19 protein-coding genes and 1 riboswitch are annotated in these 21,108 nt (G+C 64.0%); of the genes, 16 read left to right on the plus strand and 3 right to left on the minus strand.

Annotated features, from left to right (window positions below):
- Positions 1–14: 14 nt before the first annotated feature.
- Complete coding sequence (locus BBJ66_RS19525) at positions 15–1,805, minus strand: chloride channel protein (protein WP_071089040.1); 1,791 nt, start codon at positions 1,803–1,805, stop codon at positions 15–17.
- A gap of 227 nt (positions 1,806–2,032) precedes the next feature.
- Positions 2,033–2,429: riboswitch (cobalamin riboswitch) on the plus strand.
- Between the two features lie 302 nt (positions 2,430–2,731).
- On the opposite strand from BBJ66_RS19525, the gene cobU reads away from it, so the two are divergent.
- The 4 genes from cobU to cobO are packed head-to-tail and all read left to right on the plus strand — an operon-like array spanning position 2,732 to position 8,923.
- The gene (cobU, locus tag BBJ66_RS19530) at positions 2,732–3,256 is read left to right on the plus strand and encodes a bifunctional adenosylcobinamide kinase/adenosylcobinamide-phosphate guanylyltransferase (RefSeq protein WP_071089042.1); all 525 of its coding nucleotides are present in this window, start codon (positions 2,732–2,734) and stop codon (positions 3,254–3,256) included.
- Between the two features lie 4 nt (positions 3,257–3,260).
- Complete coding sequence (gene cobW, locus BBJ66_RS19535; RefSeq protein ID WP_071089043.1) at positions 3,261–4,310, plus strand: cobalamin biosynthesis protein CobW; 1,050 nt, start codon at positions 3,261–3,263, stop codon at positions 4,308–4,310.
- Between the two features lie 4 nt (positions 4,311–4,314).
- Positions 4,315–8,283: a cobaltochelatase subunit CobN gene (gene cobN, locus BBJ66_RS19540; protein WP_071089045.1), complete on the plus strand. Its 3,969-nt coding sequence runs from the start codon at positions 4,315–4,317 to the stop codon at positions 8,281–8,283.
- 4 nt (positions 8,284–8,287) lie between these two features.
- On the plus strand, positions 8,288–8,923 hold the full coding sequence (gene cobO / locus BBJ66_RS19545; protein ID WP_049731869.1) for a cob(I)yrinic acid a,c-diamide adenosyltransferase: 636 nt from the start codon (positions 8,288–8,290) through the stop codon (positions 8,921–8,923).
- Between the two features lie 37 nt (positions 8,924–8,960).
- On the opposite strand, the gene BBJ66_RS19550 is transcribed toward cobO, so the two are convergent.
- Complete coding sequence (locus BBJ66_RS19550; protein WP_071089046.1) at positions 8,961–9,746, minus strand: TSUP family transporter; 786 nt, start codon at positions 9,744–9,746, stop codon at positions 8,961–8,963.
- A gap of 148 nt (positions 9,747–9,894) precedes the next feature.
- Between BBJ66_RS19550 and BBJ66_RS19555 the strand changes: the two genes are divergently transcribed.
- The 8 genes from BBJ66_RS19555 (at position 9,895) to BBJ66_RS19590 (ending at position 16,535) form a co-directional block, all read left to right on the plus strand.
- Positions 9,895–10,314, plus strand: coding sequence for a cobalamin biosynthesis protein (locus tag BBJ66_RS19555; RefSeq protein ID WP_071089048.1), 420 nt, complete (start codon positions 9,895–9,897; stop codon positions 10,312–10,314).
- A 70-nt stretch (positions 10,315–10,384) separates the two neighbouring features.
- A complete protein-coding gene (locus BBJ66_RS19560) occupies positions 10,385–11,335 on the plus strand; it encodes a nucleoside hydrolase (protein WP_071089050.1) in 951 nt (316 codons plus the stop codon).
- A gap of 189 nt (positions 11,336–11,524) precedes the next feature.
- Positions 11,525–12,364: a uroporphyrinogen-III C-methyltransferase gene (gene cobA, locus BBJ66_RS19565; RefSeq protein WP_071089053.1), complete on the plus strand. Its 840-nt coding sequence runs from the start codon at positions 11,525–11,527 to the stop codon at positions 12,362–12,364.
- A complete protein-coding gene (locus tag BBJ66_RS19570) occupies positions 12,361–13,668 on the plus strand; it encodes a cobyrinate a,c-diamide synthase (RefSeq protein WP_071089055.1) in 1,308 nt (435 codons plus the stop codon). The genes cobA and BBJ66_RS19570 overlap by 4 nt, the downstream gene beginning before the upstream one ends.
- The gene (gene cobD / locus BBJ66_RS19575; RefSeq protein WP_071089057.1) at positions 13,665–14,687 is read left to right on the plus strand and encodes a threonine-phosphate decarboxylase CobD; all 1,023 of its coding nucleotides are present in this window, start codon (positions 13,665–13,667) and stop codon (positions 14,685–14,687) included. Before BBJ66_RS19570 ends, cobD begins: the two co-directional genes overlap by 4 nt.
- Positions 14,684–15,664 (plus strand): adenosylcobinamide-phosphate synthase CbiB, encoded by a 981-nt coding sequence (gene cbiB, locus BBJ66_RS19580; protein ID WP_071089059.1) that lies wholly within the window; start codon positions 14,684–14,686, stop codon positions 15,662–15,664. Before cobD ends, cbiB begins: the two co-directional genes overlap by 4 nt.
- A 93-nt stretch (positions 15,665–15,757) precedes the next feature.
- Positions 15,758–15,958, plus strand: coding sequence for an ECs_2282 family putative zinc-binding protein (locus tag BBJ66_RS19585; protein ID WP_049731877.1), 201 nt, complete (start codon positions 15,758–15,760; stop codon positions 15,956–15,958).
- Between the two features lie 148 nt (positions 15,959–16,106).
- On the plus strand, positions 16,107–16,535 hold the full coding sequence (locus tag BBJ66_RS19590; RefSeq protein WP_049731878.1) for a L,D-transpeptidase: 429 nt from the start codon (positions 16,107–16,109) through the stop codon (positions 16,533–16,535).
- Here BBJ66_RS19590 and BBJ66_RS19595 read toward each other — a convergent pair.
- Positions 16,525–17,247: a Crp/Fnr family transcriptional regulator gene (locus BBJ66_RS19595; RefSeq protein ID WP_071089061.1), complete on the minus strand. Its 723-nt coding sequence runs from the start codon at positions 17,245–17,247 to the stop codon at positions 16,525–16,527. The two genes, BBJ66_RS19590 and BBJ66_RS19595, sit on opposite strands and share 11 nt — an antisense overlap.
- A 441-nt stretch (positions 17,248–17,688) precedes the next feature.
- Between BBJ66_RS19595 and BBJ66_RS19600 the strand changes: the two genes are divergently transcribed.
- From BBJ66_RS19600 to BBJ66_RS19615, 4 genes are all read left to right on the plus strand, one after another.
- The gene (locus BBJ66_RS19600; protein WP_003540486.1) at positions 17,689–17,967 is read left to right on the plus strand and encodes an acyl carrier protein; all 279 of its coding nucleotides are present in this window, start codon (positions 17,689–17,691) and stop codon (positions 17,965–17,967) included.
- 115 nt (positions 17,968–18,082) lie between these two features.
- Complete coding sequence (locus tag BBJ66_RS19605) at positions 18,083–18,565, plus strand: 3-hydroxyacyl-ACP dehydratase FabZ family protein (RefSeq protein WP_049731880.1); 483 nt, start codon at positions 18,083–18,085, stop codon at positions 18,563–18,565.
- A complete protein-coding gene (locus tag BBJ66_RS19610; protein ID WP_071089063.1) occupies positions 18,562–19,767 on the plus strand; it encodes a beta-ketoacyl-ACP synthase in 1,206 nt (401 codons plus the stop codon). Before BBJ66_RS19605 ends, BBJ66_RS19610 begins: the two co-directional genes overlap by 4 nt.
- A gap of 12 nt (positions 19,768–19,779) precedes the next feature.
- Entirely contained in the window at positions 19,780–21,066 is a 1,287-nt protein-coding gene (locus tag BBJ66_RS19615; protein ID WP_071089065.1) for a beta-ketoacyl-ACP synthase, read from the plus strand.
- The last annotated feature ends 42 nt before the right edge of the window (positions 21,067–21,108 follow it).

The raw sequence follows: 21,108 nt of genomic DNA on the forward strand, positions 1-21,108 counted from the left end.
CGCAAGCGATGGGATCAGATCTCGCCTGAGACCTCGCGGCGGCGGCGGTCTAGTTCTTCGCTGTAGCGGCGTAGCGTATAACTTTCGCTGAGCTGGCCGATCACCTTGCGTTCGATCAGGTTGTTGACGACGGCGAGCGCTTCGCTTTCGCTCTTGTCGAAGATCGCCGCCGCCTGCCTGGCATTCATCTGCGGCTGCAGGAAATCGTTCCGGTAGTGGATGAAATCGGCCAGCGTCTTGCCCTCGTCCTGGGTGTCGGTCGGGTTGGCGTAAATCTCCGGCACCAGCACGAGGCCGGCATATTTGTCGCTCTCCTCGACGAGGATGACGCGCTGGGCCGAGCCGATCGGGAAGGCCTGCTTGAATTCCTCCAGTGAAATGCCCGCTTTTGCCGTCTTGACGTCGGCGCGCATTAGCTTGTCCACCGTCAGGTTGCGGATCCAGCCGACGTCGTGGGCGCTGCGGATGCTTTCGCCGCGCAGATGGAAGCGCCATGTGGCGAAGGAATAGCCGAAGGTCGAGCGCACGACGAGCGAGGAGGTGATGACGGCGGCGAGCACCAGCACGGTGATCGGGAAATCGCCGGTGATTTCGAGCGCCAGGAATGTCATCGTCAGCGGTCCGCCGATGACGGCGACGGCAAGCGAACTCATGCCGACCACGGCATAGATGACGGGCGTCAGCGTCGCAGCGGCGAAATAGGGGCCGCAATAGGCAAAGAGCTTGCCGAGCAGGGCGCCCATGAACAGCGAGGCGAAGAACAGGCCGCCCCTGAAGCCGGAGCCGATCGATATCGCCGAGGCCAAGGATTTCAACAGGAAGAGGCCGATCAGCGCCGGGATCGCTACCTCGCGCGAGAGGTTGAGATGCAGCGCGCCGTGGCCGGCCGAAAGCACTTGCGGAGAGATCATCGCCAGCAGCCCGACGACGATGCCGCCGAGCGCGGGACGGAAGGGCGGGGCGATCGAGCTCTTACGGGCCAGTTCCTCGACGAAGGAGACGCCCTGCATGATCAGGATGCCGACGCCGGCGCAGAAGACGCCGAGCAGCAGCGCCGGGATATAATCGGCCGGCACGACCGAACCGAAGCTGCCGATATCGATGGTGAAATCGCCTTCGGCGAGCAGCCTTGCGATCAAAGTGGAAACGAGGGCGGAGACGACGACCGGGGTGAGCGACACAATCGTATAGGTGCCGATGATCAGCTCGAAGGCATAGAAGGCGCCGGTCAGCGGCGCGTTGAAGGCGGCGGCGATCGCGCCGGCCGCGCCGCAGCCGACGAGGATGCGCAGATCCGAGCGGCGAAGCTGCAGCTTCAGGCCGAATTTCGAGGCAAGGCCGGCGGCAAGCTGGGTATAGCCGGCTTCCAGGCCGACGGAGGCGCCGAAGCCGTTGGAGATCAGGTTCTGCACGGCGACGATAACGCTGTCGGTCAAGGACAGGCGGCCGCCATGCAGGGCATTGGCCTCGATCGGGTCGACCATCGGTTTCTTGCGGCGTTTGGCCAACACGAAGAGCAACAGTCCGAGCAGAATGCCGCCGATGACGGGGGCGGTCAACAGCAGCATCTTGTCGTCGATCACCGACGAGCTCAGCCTTTCACTGTCTGGTATGCCGAAGACCAGCTGATGCAGTTCGTTGGAGACGAAGCTCATGCCGGTGACGGCAAGCCCCGAGGCGATGCCGACGACGGCGCCCGCCAGCGACAGGCCGACTTCGCTGCGTCGCGTCAGCGCCCGCAGCCGCCCCGGATCAAAGAAAACACGCAGCGCCCGGAACCGGCGCCGATCCAATTTCATAAGCATGGCAAGACAACTAGGCAGGAGGAGGCCCGGTCAAGGGCGATGGCGCAGACCGCTTGCGATGTAATTGCGGCGAAAAGCTGGCGCCCGGGTCAAATATTTATGACGTAAGTATCTGATAAATGACGATGTTTTAGGTAGAGTAAGTCGTGTTGCGAGCGTTGCGCCGACTGGCTGGCCGTTCCCGATCGTATCGGCCGGTTGACTTCACCCCTGAGCTTGCCTAACCATCCTAGGATATAACGGATGGTTCCGGATCGGTGTTACGCCATTCCGGATGAAAAGGGAATGTGACGGGGTGGACCCACACCGGGCGCCTTCATCACAGCCGACCCCGCGACTGTAGAGCGGTCAGGGTCTTCCATCCGGCATCGAGCCCTTTCGGCCGGCAGTCTGCAATGGTGCAGGCGGGCGGGACGGGCGACATGCCGGAAAAGCCACTGGACATGCATGGTGATCAACCGGGGTCGGACGCCTCTATTTCTACGAATCGTCCACCTCTTCTCCGATGCAGCCGGGAAGGCGAGGCAGATTCGCTGGCACGATCAGGGGCGACCGGATTCCGGTCTGCCCCGATCGCGGCCGACAACCGTGAGCCAGGAGACCTGCCATTCGTGCCGGGCGAGAAGCCCAACCCTGGGCAAGAGACCCGCTGCCAGCACGGAGGTTGTTTTGGCTGTACGATTGAATTCGGCGCTGCCTCGTGCGGTGCGACGCTGCGATCTCACCTTCTCCCCCGCGGGGAGAAGGTGGCCCGAAGGGTCGGATGAGGGGGCCGCACGGCACCTCCGTCATTTTGCCCTTCGCTTGCGCTCAGTGCATTCGCGGCTTTGCCGCTCACCCCCTCAACCGCCTGCCGGCACCTTCTCCCCGCTGGGGAGAAGGGGGATGTGGCACCGCCGCGCCCTCTCTAGCGGGAGCGCTTGCGCATGACGACGGCTCTCTCGAACACCACCTTCATCCTCGGCGGCGCACGCTCCGGCAAATCCCGCTTCGCCGAATCTCTTGTCGTGTCGACCGGCCTCGATCGTCACTACCTCGCGACCGGCCGGGCGTGGGACGAGGAGATGCAGGCACGCATCGCCCAGCACAGGGCCGATCGCGGTCCGTCTTGGACCACACATGAGGAACCGCTCGATCTTGTCGGCGCGCTCGCCGCCATCGACGGCGAGGGGCGTATCGTGCTGATCGACTGCCTGACGCTCTGGGTTACCAATCTGATGATGGAGGGGCGCGAGATGGCGGGGGAATTTGCAGCACTCGCCGATTTTCTGCCGCGCGTAAAGGCGCGGCTCGTTTTCGTTTCCAACGAGGTCGGCCTTGGCATCGTGCCCGACAATCGCATGGCGCGGGATTTTCGCGATCATGCCGGCCGTCTCCACCAGATGATCGCGGCGAAGGCCGCCGAAGTCTATTTCATCGCGGCAGGCCTGCCGCTGAAAATGAAGGGTTAAATCCATGAACCAGCAGAAGATTCCCGCAACCGTCATCACCGGCTTCCTCGGTGCCGGCAAGACGACGATGATCCGCAACCTGCTCACTAACGCGGGCGGCAAGAAGATCGCGCTCATCATCAACGAATTCGGCGATCTCGGCGTCGACGGCGACGTGCTGAAGGGCTGCGGCGCGGAGAATTGCACGGAAGACGACATTATCGAGCTGACCAATGGCTGCATCTGCTGCACGGTCGCCGACGACTTCATTCCGACGATGACGAAACTGCTCGAACGCGAACAGCGCCCCGACCATATCGTCATCGAAACCTCGGGCCTTGCCTTGCCGCAGCCGCTGGTTGCGGCTTTCAACTGGCCTGACATTCGCACCCAGGTGACCGTCGACGGCGTCATCACGGTGGTCGACAGCGCCGCTGTCGCCGCCGGCCGTTTCGCCGACGATCACGATGCGGTCGAGGCGGCACGCGGCGCAGATGAATCGCTTGATCACGAGAGCCCGATCGAGGAGTTGTTCGAGGATCAGCTCACCTGCGCCGATCTGATCGTACTCAACAAGACCGACCTGATCGACGTGGCCGGACTCGGCCGGGTGCGTGATGAGGTCGCCTCCCGCACCGCACGAAAGCCTGCGATGATCGAGGCGAGGAACGGCGAGGTGCCGGCCGGCATCCTGCTCGGCCTCGGCATCGGCACGGAGGACGATATCGCCAACCGCAAGTCGCACCACGAGCTGGAGCATGAGGACGGTGTGGCGCACGACCACGACGAATTCGACAGCTTCGTCGTCGAACTCGGCGCAGTCGCCGACATTGCCGGCTTCGTCGAGGCGCTGGAGGCCATCATATCAGCCCATGACGTGCTGCGCCTCAAGGGGTTCGTCGACGTTTCAGGCAAGCCGATGCGCCTACAGCTTCAGGCCGTCGGCAGCCGCATCGACCACTATTTCGACCGCGCCTGGACGCCTGGTGAAAAGCGCGCCACGCGTCTCGTTGTTATCGGCCTGCACGAAATGGATCAGGATGCTGTGCGGATAGCGATCGAGGCGCTGGCGTAACCCCATGCATCTGCTTCTGGCCCAGCAGGGAACGATCAGCGACGGCGAGGAGGCGATCGACCTCGGGCAGACGCCGGGCGATATCCTGTTCCTGTCGGCTGCCGACAGCGAGCTTGCGGCGGTCGCGGCCGCCCATCAAGCGCGTGGTGGACCGCATTCGCTGCGGCTCGCCAGCCTGATGAGCCTCAAGCACCCGATGTCGGTCGATACCTATGTCGAGCGCACGGCGCGACACGCCAGGCTCATCGTCGTACGTGCGCTCGGCGGCGCCAGCTATTTCCGCTATGCGCTGGAGGCGCTGCATGCGTGTGCAGCCCGCAATGGCACGCTGATTGCGGTGCTGCCGGGTGACTCCAGGCCGGATGCAGGGCTGGCGCCGTTTTCGAACATCGCCTCCGATGATCTCGATGCGCTCTGGGCCTATCTGATCGAGGGCGGTGATGCCAATGCGCGCGCCTTTCTCGATTATGCCGGGGCGATGCTGTCGGGTGCGGAGAAGCCGGCGCCGGCGGTGCCTCTGATGAAGGCCGGCATCTGGTGGCCGGGGCGGGGGCTGATCGGGGTCGATGAGTGGCGGCGGGTTGCCGCTAGTATGTCTTCTTCGTCTTCTGAGGTTGTGGCACCCCCCTCTGTCCTGCCGGACATCTCCCCCACGAGGGGGGAGATCGGATGGGCGCTAAGGCTTCGCCAAGCAACTGATGTGGAGTTGAGACCTAGCGTCTTGCCGATCCCCCCCCTTGTGGGGGAGATGTCCGGCAGGACAGAGGGGGGTAACCCAAGCTCGACGGAAGAGGGGGGATTCGAACCTACGGTTTCCCCTATCGTCGCGATCAGTTTCTACCGAGCCCTCGTGCAGAGCGGCGAAACCCAGCCAATCGAAGCGCTGATCCAATCCTTGCAAGCGCTCGGCCTCAGGCCGCTGCCAGTCTTTGCCTACAGCCTGAAGGATCCCGTCTCGACCGGCATTCTCGAAAGTGTGTTTGCCGCGGTGAAACCCGATGTCGTGATCAACACGACCGGCTTTGCGGTTTCCGCACCCGGCGCCGACCGGCAGCCGACAGTGCTGGAGGCGAACGGGGCTGTGGTGCTGCAGGCCATCCTGTCGGCCTCGTCGCGGGAGGCATGGGCCGCCTCCTCGCAAGGCCTGTCGGCGCGCGATCTCGGCATGAATGTGGCGCTGCCCGAGGTCGACGGCCGCGTGCTGGCGCGGGCGATCTCCTTCAAGACGGCGGCGCGTTACGACGCGGCCGTCGAGACCAACATCGTCTCCAGCGAACCGGACGCCGGCCGGGTGGGGTATACCGCGCAACTTGCCGCCAACTGGGCGCGGCTGCGCGCCACGCCGGCACGCGACCGGCGCATCGCGCTTATTATGGCGAACTATCCGAACCGCGACGGCCGGCTCGGCAATGGGGTCGGCCTCGATACGCCGGCCGGCAGCGTCGAGGTGCTACGGGCGATGGCGGCAGCGGATTATCCGCTCGCCGACATTCCAGCCGATGGCGATGCGCTGATCCGGCATCTGATGCAAGGGCCGACCAATTCGGGACATGACGGCCGCGTCATCCGCGAGACGTTATCCCTGAGTCGTTACAACAGTTTCCTGGCGTCTCTTCCCAACAAGATTCAGGATGAGGTGAGAGGCCGTTGGGGCGATCCCGAGAACGATCCGTATTTTCGCGAGGGCGTGTTCGCCCTGCCTTTCGCCCGTTTCGGCGGCGTTCTGGTCGGCATTCAGCCGGCGCGCGGCTATAATATCGATCCGAAGGAGAGTTATCATTCGCCGGATCTCGTGCCGCCGCACGGTTATCTCGCCTTCTATGCTTTTCTGCGGCGCGAGTTCGGCGCCGACGCCGTCATCCACATGGGCAAACACGGCAACCTCGAATGGCTGCCGGGCAAGGCGCTGGCGCTGTCGGACGCGTGTTATCCCGAGGCGATCCTCGGGCCGCTGCCGCATCTTTATCCCTTCATCGTCAACGATCCGGGCGAGGGCACGCAGGCCAAGCGCCGGACTGCCGCCGTCATCATCGATCACCTGACGCCGCCTTTGACGCGGGCCGAGAGCTACGGGCCGCTCAAGGATCTGGAAGCGCTGGTCGACGAATACTACGAGGCATCCGGCGGCGATCCCCGCCGCATTCGCCTGCTCAGCCGGCAGATCCTCGATCTCGTCACCGATATCGGCCTCGACCGGGATGCCGGCATCGTCAGCGGCGAAAGCGAAGGCGAAGCGCTGAAGAAGCTCGACGCCTATCTCTGCGACCTCAAGGAAATGCAGATTCGCGATGGACTGCATGTGTTCGGCGTTTCGCCGGAGGGGCGGCTGCTGACCGATTTGACCGTGGCGTTGGCGCGGGTGCCGCGTGGTCTGGGCGAGGGCGGGGATGCGAGTTTGCAGCGGGCGATTGCGGGGGATGTGGGGGTGGGCGGCGTGCCTGTAGCTCCCACATTCGACCCCCTCGACTGCGACATGGCCGCCCTCTGGACCGGCCCACGTCCCGCCATCCTCGCAGACCTCCTCGACGCCCCCTGGCGCACCAACGGAGACACTGTCGAGCGCATCGAGCTGCTGGCGGCGAAGTTCGTTGCCGGTGAGATGGAATGCCCGACTCTCTGGTCCCAAACCAGATTGGTGCTTTCCGAGATCGAGACCCGTCTCAAGCCTTCGATCCTTGCCTGCGGCCCGGCTGAGATATCGGGCCTGCTTGCCGGCCTCGACGGCCGCTTCGTGGCCCCTGGCCCCTCCGGCGCGCCGACGCGCGGGCGACCCGATGTGCTGCCTACCGGCCGAAATTTCTATTCGGTCGATAGCCGCGCCGTGCCGACGCCGGCGGCTTACGAACTCGGAAAAAAATCCGCCGAGCTGCTGGTGCGCCGCTATGTGCAGGATCATGGTGAATGGCCCGATACCTTCGGGCTGACCGCCTGGGGCACGTCGAACATGCGCACCGGCGGCGACGATATCGCCCAGGCGCTGGCGCTCATCGGCGTCAAGCCGCTCTGGGACATGAGTTCACGCCGCGTCACCGGCTATGAGATCATACCGCAGGCCGTGCTTGGGCGGCCGCGTGTCGACGTGACGCTCAGAATCTCCGGCTTCTTTCGCGACGCTTTTCCCGAGCAGATCGCCTTGTTCGATAAGGCGATCCGCGCTGTTGGCGCGCTTGAAGAGGACGAGACCGACAATCCGATAGCGGCGCGCATGCGCGGCGAAGCGGCAAGACTTGCTGCGGCCGGTCTCGACGCCGCCTCGGCGAAACGCCGGGCCGGCTACCGGGTCTTCGGCTCGAAGCCCGGCGCTTATGGTGCCGGATTGCAGGCGCTGATCGACGAAAAGGGCTGGGAGCGGCGCGCCGATCTCGCCGAGGCCTATCTCGTCTGGGGCAGCTATGCCTATGGCGCCGGCGAGGAGGGCAAGGCCGAACGCGGGCTGTTCGAGGAGCGGCTGCGCTCGGTGCAGGCCGTCGTTCAGAACCAGGACAATCGCGAGCACGACCTGCTCGACAGCGACGACTATTACCAGTTCGAGGGCGGCATGGCGGCGGCGGCCGAACATCTGACCGGCGCGCGTCCCTCGATCTATCACAATGATCATTCGAGACCGGAAAAGCCGGTGATCCGTTCGCTGGAGGAGGAGATCGGCCGCGTCGTGCGCGGGCGTGTCGTCAATCCGAAATGGATATCGGGCGTCATCCGCCACGGCTATAAGGGCGCGGCCGAGATCGCCGCCACCGTCGATTATCTCTTCGCTTTCGCGGCGACGACGGGCGCGGTCGGCGCCCATCATTTCGAGGCGGTCTACCAGGCTTTCGTCATCGATCCGACTGTGCGCGATTTCATGGTGGAGAAGAATCCGGCGGCATTCGACGAGATGACAGCGCGGCTATGCGAGGCGATCGACCGCGGCCTCTGGACGCCGCGCAGCAATTCGGCCCGGTTCGACCTGGCCGCCAACAACAGAATGAGGTGAACCGATGAGCGACGAGATCCCGGACAACGCAACGGGCAAGGACGATGCGCGCCATGCCGAGAAGATGGCGAAGAAGAAGGCCGCGCGCGACAAGATCATGGCAACCAAGACCGACGGGAAGGGACTGATCATCGTCCACACCGGCAAGGGCAAGGGCAAATCATCCGCTGCCTTCGGCATGATCTTCCGCCACATCGCCCACGGCAAACCATCGGCCGTCGTGCAGTTCATCAAGGGCGCGATGTGGACCGGCGAACGCGACCTGATCGAGACGCATTTCTCCGATCTCTGCCAGTTCCACACGATGGGCGAGGGGTTCACCTGGGAAACGCAGGACCGCGCCCGCGACGTCGCCGCGGCTTCGGCCGCCTGGGAAAAGGCCAAGGAACTGATCCGCGACGAGCGCAATTCCATGGTGCTCCTCGACGAAATCAATATCGCGCTGCGCTACGATTATCTCGACATCAACGAGGTCATCGCCTTCCTGAAGAGCGAGAAGCCTGCGATGACGCATGTCGTGCTGACGGGGCGCAACGCCAAGGAGGAACTGATCGAGATCGCCGATCTGGTGACCGAAATGGAGCTGGTCAAGCATCCCTTCCGCTCCGGCATCAAGGGTCAGCCGGGGGTGGAGTTCTGAGGCGTTCGACGACGATGGACGAGATTAGGTTCGGCGGCTAGACGCCGAGCCAGACGCGCAGCGGATTTGCCGGATCGGCGAGCAGCTTTACCGCAAGGGCGACGCAGACGATGACGAGCAGCGGCTTGATCAGCTTCGAGCCGATGCGCATGGCAAGCCGCGAACCGAGCTGCGCGCCGAGGAACTGGCAGGCACCCATCAACAGGCCGATCTTCCAGAGGATCGCGCCGAAACTTGCGAAGACGATCAGCGCGCCGAAATTCGAGCCGAGATTGAGAAGCTTGGTATGGGCGGTTGCCTTCAGCACGCCGAAGCCGGCGAGTGTGACGAAGGCGAGCATGAAGAAGGAACCAGTGCCAGGACCGAAGACCCCGTCATAGAGGCCGATGGCCGGGACCAGCGTCAGGCCGAAGGCGAAGGGCGTGATGCGGCGATGGGTGTCGACGTCGTTGAGGTTCGGTTTGACGGCAAAGAAGATCGCGATCGACAGCAGCAGCACCGGCATGATCGCTTGCAGCACCTGTCCGGGCACGATCGTGGCAAGGGCAGCGCCGAGCGCCCCACCCATGACCGCCATCAGCGCCATCGGCAGCTGTTCGTGAAGCTGCACATGGCCCTTGCGGGCATAGGCGAGCGTTGCCGAGGCCGCGCCGAAGATCGATTGCACTTTGTTGGTGCCGAGTGTCTGCAGCGGCGGAATGCCGGCGATCAGCATGGCGGGAACGGTGATGAGGCCGCCGCCGCCGGCAATCGAATCGACGAAACCGGCAAAGAAGGCCGCCGCGCAGAGCAGCAGAAGCAGATGAAGGGCAATGTCAGGCAAGACGGTATTCCGGAGGGACTTTCGGATGGCTTTGTTGCATTTCCCGTCTCAAGCTGCAATGGCTGCCAGAGCATGATGCCGAAAAGCAGGAGCGGTTTTCCGACGGCATCATCTTCTGAGACACAGCAGAGCGCATTCGGCGGCTTCCATGAACGACATTCCCTTCGACACGGCACGGCGCCATGTGCTCGGGCTCGGCTGCGAGCGCGGGACTGCGCCGGCCGAAGTGCTGGCATTGGCCATCGCGGCGCTTGAGGCGGCCGGTAGCGGCGGAGCGGAGCTTGCTGCCATCGCTTCCATCGACAGCCGCAGGCATGAGCCGGCAATCCTTGCTGTTGCCGCGCATTTCTCAGTGCCGGCGATGTTCTTCGAGGCGCCGCGGCTGGAAGAGGAAACGCCGCGGCTTAAAAATCCCTCCTCGATCGTCTTTGCCCGCGTCGGCTGCCATGGCGTGGCGGAATCTGCGGCACTGGCGGCCATTGGCCCGGATGCGGAACTGCTGCTCGGCAAGATCAAATCCGCCCATGCGACGGCGGCGATTGCCAGCCGCGGGTTGCAGAAAGCCTGACGGGCGTTATGGTGGCGGCAATTCGCGGCGCCGTCCGGCAGCCTCGCGATTCACATCTAGAGGACATATCATGCACAAGGTCATTTATGACACGGACCCGGGCGTCGACGACGCTATGGCGCTTCTTTTCCTGCATCGCCATCCCGAAATCGATCTGATCGGCATCACCACGGTTTTCGGCAATGCCTCGGTGGAGACGACGACGCGCAATGCGCTCTTCCTCAAGCGCGAATGGAATATTCCGGCACCCGTCGCCAAGGGCGCCAGCGTCACCATCGACCCCTCGCGCGCCGAGCGGGAATGGCCGGCCATGGTGCATGGCGAGAACGGCCTCGGCGATATCGAAGTGCCCGGGACGATCGACCTGCCGCTCGATCCACGCCCGGCGCATCGTTTCATCATCGATATGGTCCGCGCCCATCCGGGCGAAGTGCGCCTCGTCGCCGTCGGGCGGATGACCAATCTGGCGCGGGCGCTCAAGGACGATCCGGAGATTGCGAGCCTGGTCAAGGACGTCGTCATCATGGGCGGCAACTTCTATGTGCCGGGCAATGTCTCGCCGGTCGCGGAAGCTAATATCCATGGCGACCCCGAAGCCGCCGACATCGTCATGACCGCGCCCTGGAAGGTCGTCGTCATCGGCCTTGACGTCACCTCGATCACCACGATGAGCCGCAGCTATCTCGGCGAGATGGCAGCCAGGGGCGACGGGGCGGTGAAGCTGCTCGACGCGCTGTCGCAGTCCTATATCGATTTCTACAAGCATGCGGTCGAAGACGGCATGATGGTGCATGACAGCTGCGCCTCGGTCTATGTCGTGGCGCCGGAGCTGTTTTCGTCGATATCGGGCGCGGTGCGCGTCGTCTGCGGCGGCGTTGCCGACGGTCAGACCATCGTCAAGCCGGACGGCCGCCGTTTCCCGCCGGGCGACTGGGATGGCCTGCCCAGCCAGGTCGTCTGCACCGGCATCGAATCGGGGAAGGTCATCGATCTCATCCGCGACACGCTGCTTACCGCTTGACGCTTGGGAGGCCGGCTGCATTGCGGCCGGCCTTCGCGACCATATGATAATATATTCATATTGTTATTCGGGTTTTTCGAGAATTCGAATCCGCTTCCTCGCAAAGTGAGTCACGGTCATCTCAGCAACTTCAAGTGAGGCGGGGCGCGCGGCGTTGACCTTGGCCTTTCCGGGGCCTAGATCAACAAAATGCTGAATAGCCAACTCTCCCATCTTCCGGCGCTGGAGCCGGGCAGCGTCTGGCTCGTTGGCGCCGGTCCCGGCGATCCAGGCCTCCTGACCCTGCTTGCCGCCAAGGGGCTTTCCCAGGCCGACGTCATCGTGCACGACGCGCTGGTCAACGAGGAATGCCTGGCGCTGGCGCGGCCGGAAGCGGTGGTGGAATATGCGGGAAAACGCGGCGGCAAGCCTTCGGCAAAACAGCGCGACATTTCGCTGCGGCTGGTGGAGCTGGCGCGCGCCGGCAAGCGGGTGCTGCGGCTGAAAGGCGGCGATCCTTTCGTCTTCGGCCGCGGCGGCGAGGAAGCGCTGATGCTGGTCGAGCACAATATCCCCTTCCGCATCGTGCCCGGCATCACCGCCGGCATCGGCGGGCTCGCCTATGCCGGCATTCCGGTGACGCATCGCGACATCAACCACGCCGTCACCTTCCTCACCGGCCATGATTCCTCCGGCATCGTACCCGACAGGATCGACTGGGATGCGATCGGCCGGGGCTCGCCCGTGATCGTCATGTATATGGCGATGAAACATATCGCCGAGATCAGCGCCAATCTCATCGCCGCCGGCCGGCCGCCGACCGAACCGGTCGCCTTCGTCTGCAATGCCGCCACCGGCCGGCAACAGGTGCTGGAAACGACGCTGGGGGAGGCGTCCGAAGCCATCGCCGCCTCCGGCTTCGAGCCGCCGGCGGTGGTCGTTGTCGGTGAGGTGGTGCGGCTCAGAGCTTCGCTCGACTGGCTCGGTGCGCTCGCCGGCCGGCGCCTGCAGCCCGATCCGTTCCGCCAGGCCGGCAAGGTGCTGATATGAGCGGCCTCCTGATCGCAGCCCCTTCCTCCGGCGCCGGCAAGACGACGGTAACGCTCGGGCTATTGAGAGCGCTTCGCCGGCGCGGCGTGGCGGTCGCGCCCGGCAAGGCCGGCCCCGATTACATCGATCCCGCCTTCCATGCGGCAGCGAGCGGCACGCCCTGCCTGAATTTCGATCCCTGGGCGATGCGCCCGGAACTGATCTCGGCCAATTCAGCCCTTCACCGCTCCGGCGACCGCATCCTGGTCGTCGAGGCGATGATGGGTCTGTTCGACGGAGCGGCCGACGGAAGGGGAACGGCGGCCGATCTTGCCGCCCAGCTCGGTCTTTCCGTGGTGCTCGTCGTCGACGCCTCGCGCATGTCGCAATCGGTGGCGCCACTGGTATCGGGCTTTGCCGGCTTCCGCGCCGATGTCCGTGTTGCCGGCATCATCCTCAACAAGGTCGGCAGCGAGCGGCATGAGGCGATGCTGCGTCAGGCGCTCGAAGCGATCCGCATGCCTGTTGTCGCCATGATCGGCAGCGACAAGGCGCTTTCCCTGCCGGAGCGTCATCTCGGTCTCGTCCAGGCCGGCGAGCACGCGACCCTTGAGAATTTCATCGATCACGCGGCGGATGCCGTGTCCCAGAAGTGCAATTTCGAATTCCTGCTGCGCATTGCAAGGCAGGGGCTCAACCGGCCGTCGGCTGCCAATATCGATCGGCTGATGCCGTTGGGCGCCCGCATCGCCGTGGCGCGCGATGTCGCCTTCGCCTTTTCCTATGAGCATATGCTGCTTGGGTGGCGCCGCCGCGGGGCTGCTATATCCTTCTTCTCGCCGCTCGCCGATGAGGCGCCGGCCGGCGACGCCGATGCGATCTATCTGCCGGGCGGTTATCCCGAGCTGCATGCCGAGCGGCTCTCGCAAGCGCAGAATTTCCGTGCCGGCATGCTCGATGCGGCGGCGCGCGGCATTAGGATCTACGGCGAGTGCGGCGGATACATGGTGCTGGGCGATGGGTTGATCGATGCGGCGGGCAAGCGCCACGAAATGCTTGGGCTGCTGCCTGTGGTCACCAGCTATGCCGAGCGCCGGCGCCATCTCGGCTATCGCCGCGTGACGCCGCTCGACGGGGCCTTCTTCGCGCGGACAATGACGGCACATGAATTCCACTATTCCACCGTTGTCTCCGAGGGTGAAGGAAAGCGGCTGTTTGCCGCGCAAGATGCGCTGGGAACTGATCTCGGCACTGTCGGGCTCCGACGTGGCCAGGTGGCGGGATCCTATATGCACCTGATCGATCTTGCGAGAGCGGCCGTATGAGCGCGCCCATCGTCCATGGCGGTGGCATCACCGCCGCTGCCGCCGCCTTCGGCGGCAGGCCGGAAGACTGGCTCGACCTTTCCACCGGCATCAATCCGTGCCCCGTTGCCCTGCCTGACATTCCGCCAGGGGCATGGCACCGACTGCCGGACAGGCATCTCTTCGACGAGGCGAGGTTCGCGGCCCGCTCTCATTATGGCAGCGGAGAGATCCTGCCGCTGCCGGTGCCCGGAACGCAATCGGTGATCCAGCTTCTGCCGCGCCTGCTTTCGCAGGACAGGCAGGTTGTCGTGACGGACGATCGTATCGCCGTGGTGTCGCCGACCTATGGCGAATATGCGCGCGCCTTTACATCGGCCGGTTTTGCCGTCGATGCGGTCGGCGATGTCGCCGAAATCGGGGGCGAGCATCGGCTGGCCGTCGTCGTCAATCCGAACAATCCGGACGGCAGGGTCTGGCCAGTGGAAATGCTGATTGCCCTGCACGACAGGATGACGGCGGCAGGTGGACTTCTCGTCGTCGATGAGGCCTTCGGTGATACCGATCCGGCGCTTAGCCTCGCTGCCCGCGCGCAGGAGCTTCCCAACCTGATCGTCTTCCGCTCCTTCGGCAAGTTTTTCGGGCTTGCCGGCCTGCGGCTCGGTTTTGCGGTTGCGCGCGAGGATATTCTCGCCCGTTTCGAGAACTGGCTCGGCCCTTGGGCGGTCTCCGGCCCGGCGCTGTCGCTCGCCGCCTCGCTGCTGCGCTCGGACATGTCTGCGATCCGCCACTCTCTCGATGAACGCAGCGCCGCCCTGCAGGCGACGCTGAATGCCACCGGGTTGCGGATCAGGGGAGGAACGGCGTTGTTCACCCTTGTCGCCGATAGCAGGGCGAGCGACATTTACACGCATCTTTGCCGGCATCATATTCTCGTCCGCAAGTTCGATTATGCGCCGGATTGGCTGCGTTTCGGCCTGACGCCGGATCCGGCGGCGGACAGGCGGCTTGGCGAAGCCCTTCAGGGATTTGAGCGATGACGATCGACGAAAACCTTCTGGTACTGCTTCTGGCGCTGCTGCTCGACCGGATCGCCGGCGATCCGCAATGGCTGTGGTCGCGCATGCCGCATCCTGTTGTCATTTTCGGCGCGGCGATCTCTTACGCCGACCAGCAGCTCAATCCCTCAAGTCTTACGGGCACCCAGCGCCGGATGAACGGCGTCGTGGCGATCGTGGCGCTGCTTCTGCTGTCGATCGCCGCAGGGCTCGTGTTCGACCGGTTCTTCGCGCTCTTCGGCCTTGCCGGCCTCGTGCTGGAGGCCGGGCTGGTGGCGATCTTTCTGGCGCAGAAGAGTCTTGCCGATCATGTCGCAGCCGTCGCTGCGGCCTTGCGCGGCGAGGGGCTGGCCGGCGGCCGGAACGCCGTCTCCCGCATCGTCGGGCGCGATCCGGAGACGCTCGACGAGCCGGCCGTCTGCCGCGCGGCGATCGAAAGCCTTGCGGAAAATTTCTCCGACGGCGTCGTGGCGCCGGCCATCTGCTATGCGGTCTTTGGCCTGCCGGGCCTGCTCGCCTATAAGATGCTGAACACGGCGGATTCGATGATCGGCCACAGGTCGGAAAAATACATCGATTTCGGCTGGGCCGCGGCCCGGCTGGACGATATCGCCAACTGGCCGGCCGCGCGGCTCTCCATCCTGCTGATCGCCGCCGGCGCCTGGATCCGACGCGGCATGAGCCCCTGCCGCGAGGCGATCCGGGTGGCGGTGCGCGACGGCGGCCTGCACCGCTCGCCGAATTCCGGCCGGCCGGAGGCGGCAATGGCTGGTGCCCTCAACGTCCAGCTCGCCGGCCCGCGCATCTATGGTGGTGTCGTCGTGACGGAGCCGATGATCAACAATGCCGGCCGCGACGTCGCCACCGCCGGCGACATCGAGGACGGCGTGTCGGTGTTTTATGCCAGTTGCATGGTGCTGACCGGCCTGATCTTCGGGTTGTTTCTGTGTTTTTTGTAGGGTGCCACGCACTGCGTCTATGCCCCAGTGGACAGCTCCGGCTCAAACGTTTATGCGAAGCGCCTCGTATCTCATCAGACCGGAAGCAGAGCGATGACAGTTCAGGTTGAATTACCGTGCCCGAAGTGCAAGAGCACCAAGATGAAGTTCGAGCGGCCGGAGATCCGCGAGACGGATATCATCACCTGTGCCGCCTGCGGTCATAATCTCGGCACGATGGCCTCCATCCGCGAGAAGATGAACAAGGCTTACCAGCGGCTCAACCGGCCTGCGGCGCCACGCAAGCTCCAGTGAGGCGGGCCGCTGTCTTGCGGCGGCGCTTCCGGCTGAAACGTGTTAAAATTGTGATTACCATTCGGATTAAAGCAATATAGAAAGTATTGCCGTAGTCTCTCTATCGTGAGGGCGCAATTAAACTGCGCGGGTGCGAAGAGGGGTTATCATGAAGACGATTTTAGCGGCCGCGGCCGCAAGTTTATTGCTGCAGTTTTCTCCTGTTGCCGCCGAGGCGGCGACGCTGGTCGCCAATATCAGCATCGGCAAGCAGACGATGACCGTCACCGAGAACGGCTTCGTCAAGTATCGCTGGAAGGTTTCGACCGCGCGCAACGGCTATGTCACGCCGACCGGTTCGTGGAGCGCCAAGTGGTTGTCACGCGACCACCGTTCCCGGAAATACGACAATGCGCCGATGCCCTATGCGGTGTTCTTCAACGGTGGTTACGCCGTTCACGCCACCTTCGACCTGAAGCGCCTGGGCCGGCCAGCCTCGCATGGCTGCGTCCGCCTGCATCCCGACAATGCCGCCGAGTTCTTCTCGCTGGCGCGCCAGGCCGGCCTTGCCAATACCCGTGTGGTGATTACGCGCTGATTTTCTTTTCCAGTTCATCCATATCGGGGACGACGATATGCCGGATGTTCTCGATGCGGATGACGCCGCTCTTGCGCAGCCGGGTCAACTGGCGGCTGACGGTTTCGATCGTCAGCCCGAGAAAATCGGCGATCTCGGCGCGCGATAGCGGTAGGTCGAAGGCGGTGCTGGTGGCCGTTTCCGGCTCGGCGTGCGTGGCGATGAGGTAGAGCAGGCTTGCGACCTTCTCCTCGGCGGTGCGCCGGCCGAGCGTCAGCATCCATTCGCGCGCGGCATCCAGTTCCTTCAGCGCCTGACCGTGCAGGCTGCGCTGCAGTTTCGGCGTCTCCAATATCATGCGGTCGAGTAGATTGCGGGGGAAGACGCAGATCTCCGCATCGGTCGCAGCCTCGGCCGACAGCGTGCTTTCGCGCATGAAGGGCCTGCCGACGAAATCGGGGGCGAATTGCAGGCCGACGATCTGCTGGCGGCCGTCCGGCATCACCTTGCAGAGCTTCACCACCCCGCGCATGATGTTCGAATAGAAAGAGCTTTCCGACCCCTGAGCGACGATCTCTGAGCCGGCATCGATTTTGCGGCGCAGCGAGTGGCGGCCGAGTTCTCGCAGCTGGCTGCTCGACAAGGCGCCGCAGACGACGCCGTGCCGCGCCTGGCAGGAACGGCAAGCGACAGGCGTGCCGGCCTCGGAAACCTCACGGCGTGCGACGTCCATCTCCTGATCCCTTCGAAATCCTGGCATGCCCGGGCATGGCCAGCATGCCGAGAGGCATGGCTGACGCTTCCGAGACGATGACGCCGCGATTGCGGGTTCGGATATCCCGATCTCTTCCCGCGCCGCTTGATGATTATCAAATTCGCCGGGCTTGCGATTTGATCCAGATCAACTGTCCGTGCTTGCGGCTCCGGCCGGGAAGGGCGCTCGCGCCGAGGCGAGACCGTATGCGGCTTCGATTCGGACGGCTTGTTTACGCCGCCGGCGCAGGGGGCTGCAGCGGCATCGCCGCGCCTCGGGTGATTGCAACGGCCTGCATTCCATTGCTGTTTAGGCAACACCCGATCGCCAAATTGCCGCAACGCCCGGACGAAAGCATTGGCTTTTGAAATGGATTTGCCTATGAGGGGATTTAAATCGTCATTTCATGAGGTACAGCGCGTGACCGCTACATTCGATAAAGTTGCCGACATTATTGCAGAAACCAGCGAGATCGACCGCGCGACGATCACGCCGGAGAGCCATACGATCGACGACCTCGGTATCGACAGCCTCGATTTCCTCGACATCGTCTTTGCGATCGACAAGGAATTCGGCATCAAGATTCCGCTCGAAAAGTGGACGCAGGAAGTCAACGAGGGCAAGGTTTCCACCGAAGAATATTTCGTGCTGAAGAACCTCTGTGCCAAGATCGACGAGCTTAAAGCAGCCAAGGCCTGAGGACATAATCGTCTTTTTTGACCGCCCTGCCGCCTGACTATGGCGGCCGGGCGGTTTCGTTCCTAACTAGGCGTCACCGGCGGGCGGATCTGGCCTGTCGGGCCGGAGGATCCGAATGCTGCTGGAATATTTCCAGATGATTGACCGCGTCGAAGCGGTGGACCTGAAGAAGGGCACGCTGAAGGCGCGATCCGTCGTGCCGGCCAAGAGCCCTGTCTTCGAGGGTCATTTTCCCGGCATGCCGCTCGTTCCCGGTGTGCTTTTGATCGAGACCATGGCGCAGGCCTCCGGCATGCTGGTGCTTGCCGTCACCAATTTTGCCGCCATGCCCTTCCTGATGACGGTCGATGGCGCCAAGATGCGCACCTTCGTCGAGCCGGAAGCCGTGCTCGATATCGAGGCGGTGCTCGAACACGACGGTTCGGGTTTCGCGGTTACCAAGGCTAAAATCACCAGCGCCGGCAAGAAGGTCTGCGATGCGCAGCTAAAGCTTCGCACTATGCCGTTTTCCGAGGTGCCGCTCGGCGATATCGTGAAAAAACGTGCCGGCGAGATCGGGCTTCTCGAAGCGATCGCGGCGCAGGGAGTGATTGGATGAGCAAGGCTGCAAACGACGTCGTCATCTCGGGCATCGGCATCGTCACCTGTCAGGGCGTCGGCAAGGATGCGCATATCGCCCTTCTCCAGGCCGACAAAGCTCCGAAGGCGATCGTCGAAACCGAGAAGTTCAAGCCCTATCCGGTGCATCCGCTGCCCGAGATCGACTGGTCGCAGCAGATCGCCAAGCGCGGCGACCAGCGCCAGATGGAAAACTGGCAGCGCATCGGCGTCTTCACCGCCGGCTTGGCACTCGACGATGCCGGCTTTAAGGACGATCTCGAGGCCTGCGGCACGATGGACATGATCGTGGCGGCCGGCGGCGGCGAGCGCGACATCAATGTCGATACGCTGATCGTCGACGAGGCGCTGAAGCGCAACGACCGCGAATTGCTGCTGAACGAGAAGCTGACGACGGAGCTCAGGCCGACGCTGTTCCTCGCCCAGCTTTCCAACCTGCTCGCAGGCAATATCTCGATCGTGCACAAGGTCACCGGTTCGTCGCGCACCTTCATGGGCGAGGAAGCGGCAGGCATTTCAGCCGTCGAGACCGCCTTCTACCGTATCAAATCGGGTGAATCCTCGCATGCGCTTGTTGGCGGCGCCTTTGCGGCGGAGCGGCCTGATATGATCCTGCTCACCGAAGCGATCGGCGCTCATGCACGCGGCGACTGGGTGCCGCTCTGGTCACGCAAATCAAGCGACGGCGGCGGGATGATCACCGGTTCGGCCGGCGCCTTCCTGGTGATGGAATCGCGCCAGCATGCGGAAGCGCGCGGCGCTCACATCTATGCCGTCATCGACGCGGTCGAGGGCGACCGCGGCAACCGCAATGCCGGCAATCTCGAGGTCCGGTTGGAGCGGCTTTTAGCACCCGCCGCCGAGCTTGCCGCCGAAAGCACGGCGATTTTTTCCGGCTCGACCGGCATGCACGACCTTGCCGCCCGCGAGCGGGCGGTGCTCGAACACCAGCTACCGGGGGCCGCCATCCGCGGCTTCGGCGGCGTCACCGGCCATACGATCGAAACGCAGTTCACGCTGGGTCTGGCGCTTGCAGCACTTGCCGTCGACGGCAAGGCCAAGGTTCCGCCCTTCGATGCCGCCCATGAGGCGCCGATGCGGGCAGGCGCCACCGCCGCCGTCGTGACCGCGGTCGGACACCAGCGCGGCGAGGGCGTCGCCGTCCTTTCCGCAAATGCGTGAGGAGTGAAAGATATGACAGCTTCCGCTTACAGGGATCATCTCGGCCGCCCTATCGTGGCCGTGACCGGAATGGGTATCATCACCTCCCTCGGTCAGGGTCTCAGCGATAACTGGGCAGCGCTTTCGTCAGGCACGTCGGGTATTCACGAGATCAATCGTTTCCCGACCGAGGGACTGTCGACGCGGATCGCCGGCACCGTTGATTTTATCAGCATCCCGGCCCCGAATGCCGTCGAGCGCTCCTACGCCTTCGCCCGCGAAACGACGATCGAGGCGCTTGCCGATGCCGGCCTTTCCGGCGATTTCAACGGCCCGCTGTTCCTCGCCGCCCCGCCGATCGAGCCGGAATGGAGCGCGCGTTTCGAACTTGCCGACCGTTCGCCGGCCTCCGAGCGTCCCGGCGACGCCTATGAGCGTTTCCTGACGGCGCTGCGCCAGCGGCCGGACCCGGCCTTCCATGAGGCGGCCCTGTTCGGCGCTATTTCCGAGCGGCTTGCCGACCGGTTCGGCACACGCGGCCTTCCCGTCACGCTGTCGACGGCCTGTGCTTCCGGCGTCACGGCGATCCAGCTCGGCATCGAGGCGATCCGCCAGGGCCGGACGACCCGCGCCCTGACGGTTGCAACCGACGGCTCTTTGAGCGCCGAAGCGCTGATCCGTTTCTCGCTGCTCTCGGCTCTTTCGACGCAGAACGATCCGCCGACCAAGGCCTCCAAGCCGTTCAGCAAGGATCGCGATGGCTTCGTCATCGCCGAAGGTGCGGCGACCCTGGTGCTGGAATCGCTGGAAGCGGCGGTCGCCCGCGGCGCCAAGGTGCTCGGCATCATGAAGGGCGCCGGCGACAAGGCCGACAGCTTCCACCGCACGCGGTCGTCGCCGGATGGCGGACCGGCGATCGCGACGATCCGCGCGGCCCTTGCCGATGCCGGCATCGACGAGAGCGGCATCGGCTATATCAATGCCCATGGCACGTCGACGCCCGAGAACGACAAGATGGAATATGGGGCGATGTCGGCCGTCTTCGGCGAACGGATCGCCGGCATCCCGGTTTCCTCGAACAAGTCGATGATCGGCCATACGCTGACGGCGGCGGGCGCAGTCGAGGCGGTGTTCTCGCTGCAGACGATGCTGACAGGCACGCTGCCGCCGACGATCAACTATACCAATCCCGATCCGTCGATCGTTCTCGATGTCGTGCCGAACAAAAAGCGGCAAGCGCAGGTTTCCGCCGTGCTTTCCAACTCCTTCGGCTTCGGCGGGCAGAATGCCAGCCTTGTCATGGCGCTCGAACCGGCTTAGAGACCCTCCTTGATTTTGGGACGAAGTGGTTTTTAACGTCAT

The sequence above is a fragment of the Rhizobium sp. RSm-3 genome, from assembly GCF_001854685.1.
Taxonomy (GTDB): domain Bacteria; phylum Pseudomonadota; class Alphaproteobacteria; order Rhizobiales; family Rhizobiaceae; genus Rhizobium; species Rhizobium ecuadorense.

What these genes read in the sequence shown, in the direction of transcription:
- BBJ66_RS19525 (WP_071089040.1), bottom strand. Translation starts at nt 1,805, where the DNA reads ATGCTTATGAAATTGGATCGGCGCCGGTTCCGGGCGCTGCGTGTTTTC.
- cobU (WP_071089042.1), top strand. Translation starts at nt 2,732, where the DNA reads ATGACGACGGCTCTCTCGAACACCACCTTCATCCTCGGCGGCGCACGC.
- cobW (WP_071089043.1), top strand. Translation starts at nt 3,261, where the DNA reads ATGAACCAGCAGAAGATTCCCGCAACCGTCATCACCGGCTTCCTCGGT.
- cobN (WP_071089045.1), top strand. Translation starts at nt 4,315, where the DNA reads ATGCATCTGCTTCTGGCCCAGCAGGGAACGATCAGCGACGGCGAGGAG.
- cobO (WP_049731869.1), top strand. Translation starts at nt 8,288, where the DNA reads ATGAGCGACGAGATCCCGGACAACGCAACGGGCAAGGACGATGCGCGC.
- BBJ66_RS19555 (WP_071089048.1), top strand. Translation starts at nt 9,895, where the DNA reads ATGAACGACATTCCCTTCGACACGGCACGGCGCCATGTGCTCGGGCTC.
- BBJ66_RS19560 (WP_071089050.1), top strand. Translation starts at nt 10,385, where the DNA reads ATGCACAAGGTCATTTATGACACGGACCCGGGCGTCGACGACGCTATG.
- cobA (WP_071089053.1), top strand. Translation starts at nt 11,525, where the DNA reads ATGCTGAATAGCCAACTCTCCCATCTTCCGGCGCTGGAGCCGGGCAGC.
- BBJ66_RS19570 (WP_071089055.1), top strand. Translation starts at nt 12,361, where the DNA reads ATGAGCGGCCTCCTGATCGCAGCCCCTTCCTCCGGCGCCGGCAAGACG.
- cobD (WP_071089057.1), top strand. Translation starts at nt 13,665, where the DNA reads ATGAGCGCGCCCATCGTCCATGGCGGTGGCATCACCGCCGCTGCCGCC.
- cbiB (WP_071089059.1), top strand. Translation starts at nt 14,684, where the DNA reads ATGACGATCGACGAAAACCTTCTGGTACTGCTTCTGGCGCTGCTGCTC.
- BBJ66_RS19585 (WP_049731877.1), top strand. Translation starts at nt 15,758, where the DNA reads ATGACAGTTCAGGTTGAATTACCGTGCCCGAAGTGCAAGAGCACCAAG.
- BBJ66_RS19590 (WP_049731878.1), top strand. Translation starts at nt 16,107, where the DNA reads ATGAAGACGATTTTAGCGGCCGCGGCCGCAAGTTTATTGCTGCAGTTT.
- BBJ66_RS19595 (WP_071089061.1), bottom strand. Translation starts at nt 17,247, where the DNA reads ATGGACGTCGCACGCCGTGAGGTTTCCGAGGCCGGCACGCCTGTCGCT.
- BBJ66_RS19605 (WP_049731880.1), top strand. Translation starts at nt 18,083, where the DNA reads ATGCTGCTGGAATATTTCCAGATGATTGACCGCGTCGAAGCGGTGGAC.
- BBJ66_RS19610 (WP_071089063.1), top strand. Translation starts at nt 18,562, where the DNA reads ATGAGCAAGGCTGCAAACGACGTCGTCATCTCGGGCATCGGCATCGTC.
- BBJ66_RS19615 (WP_071089065.1), top strand. Translation starts at nt 19,780, where the DNA reads ATGACAGCTTCCGCTTACAGGGATCATCTCGGCCGCCCTATCGTGGCC.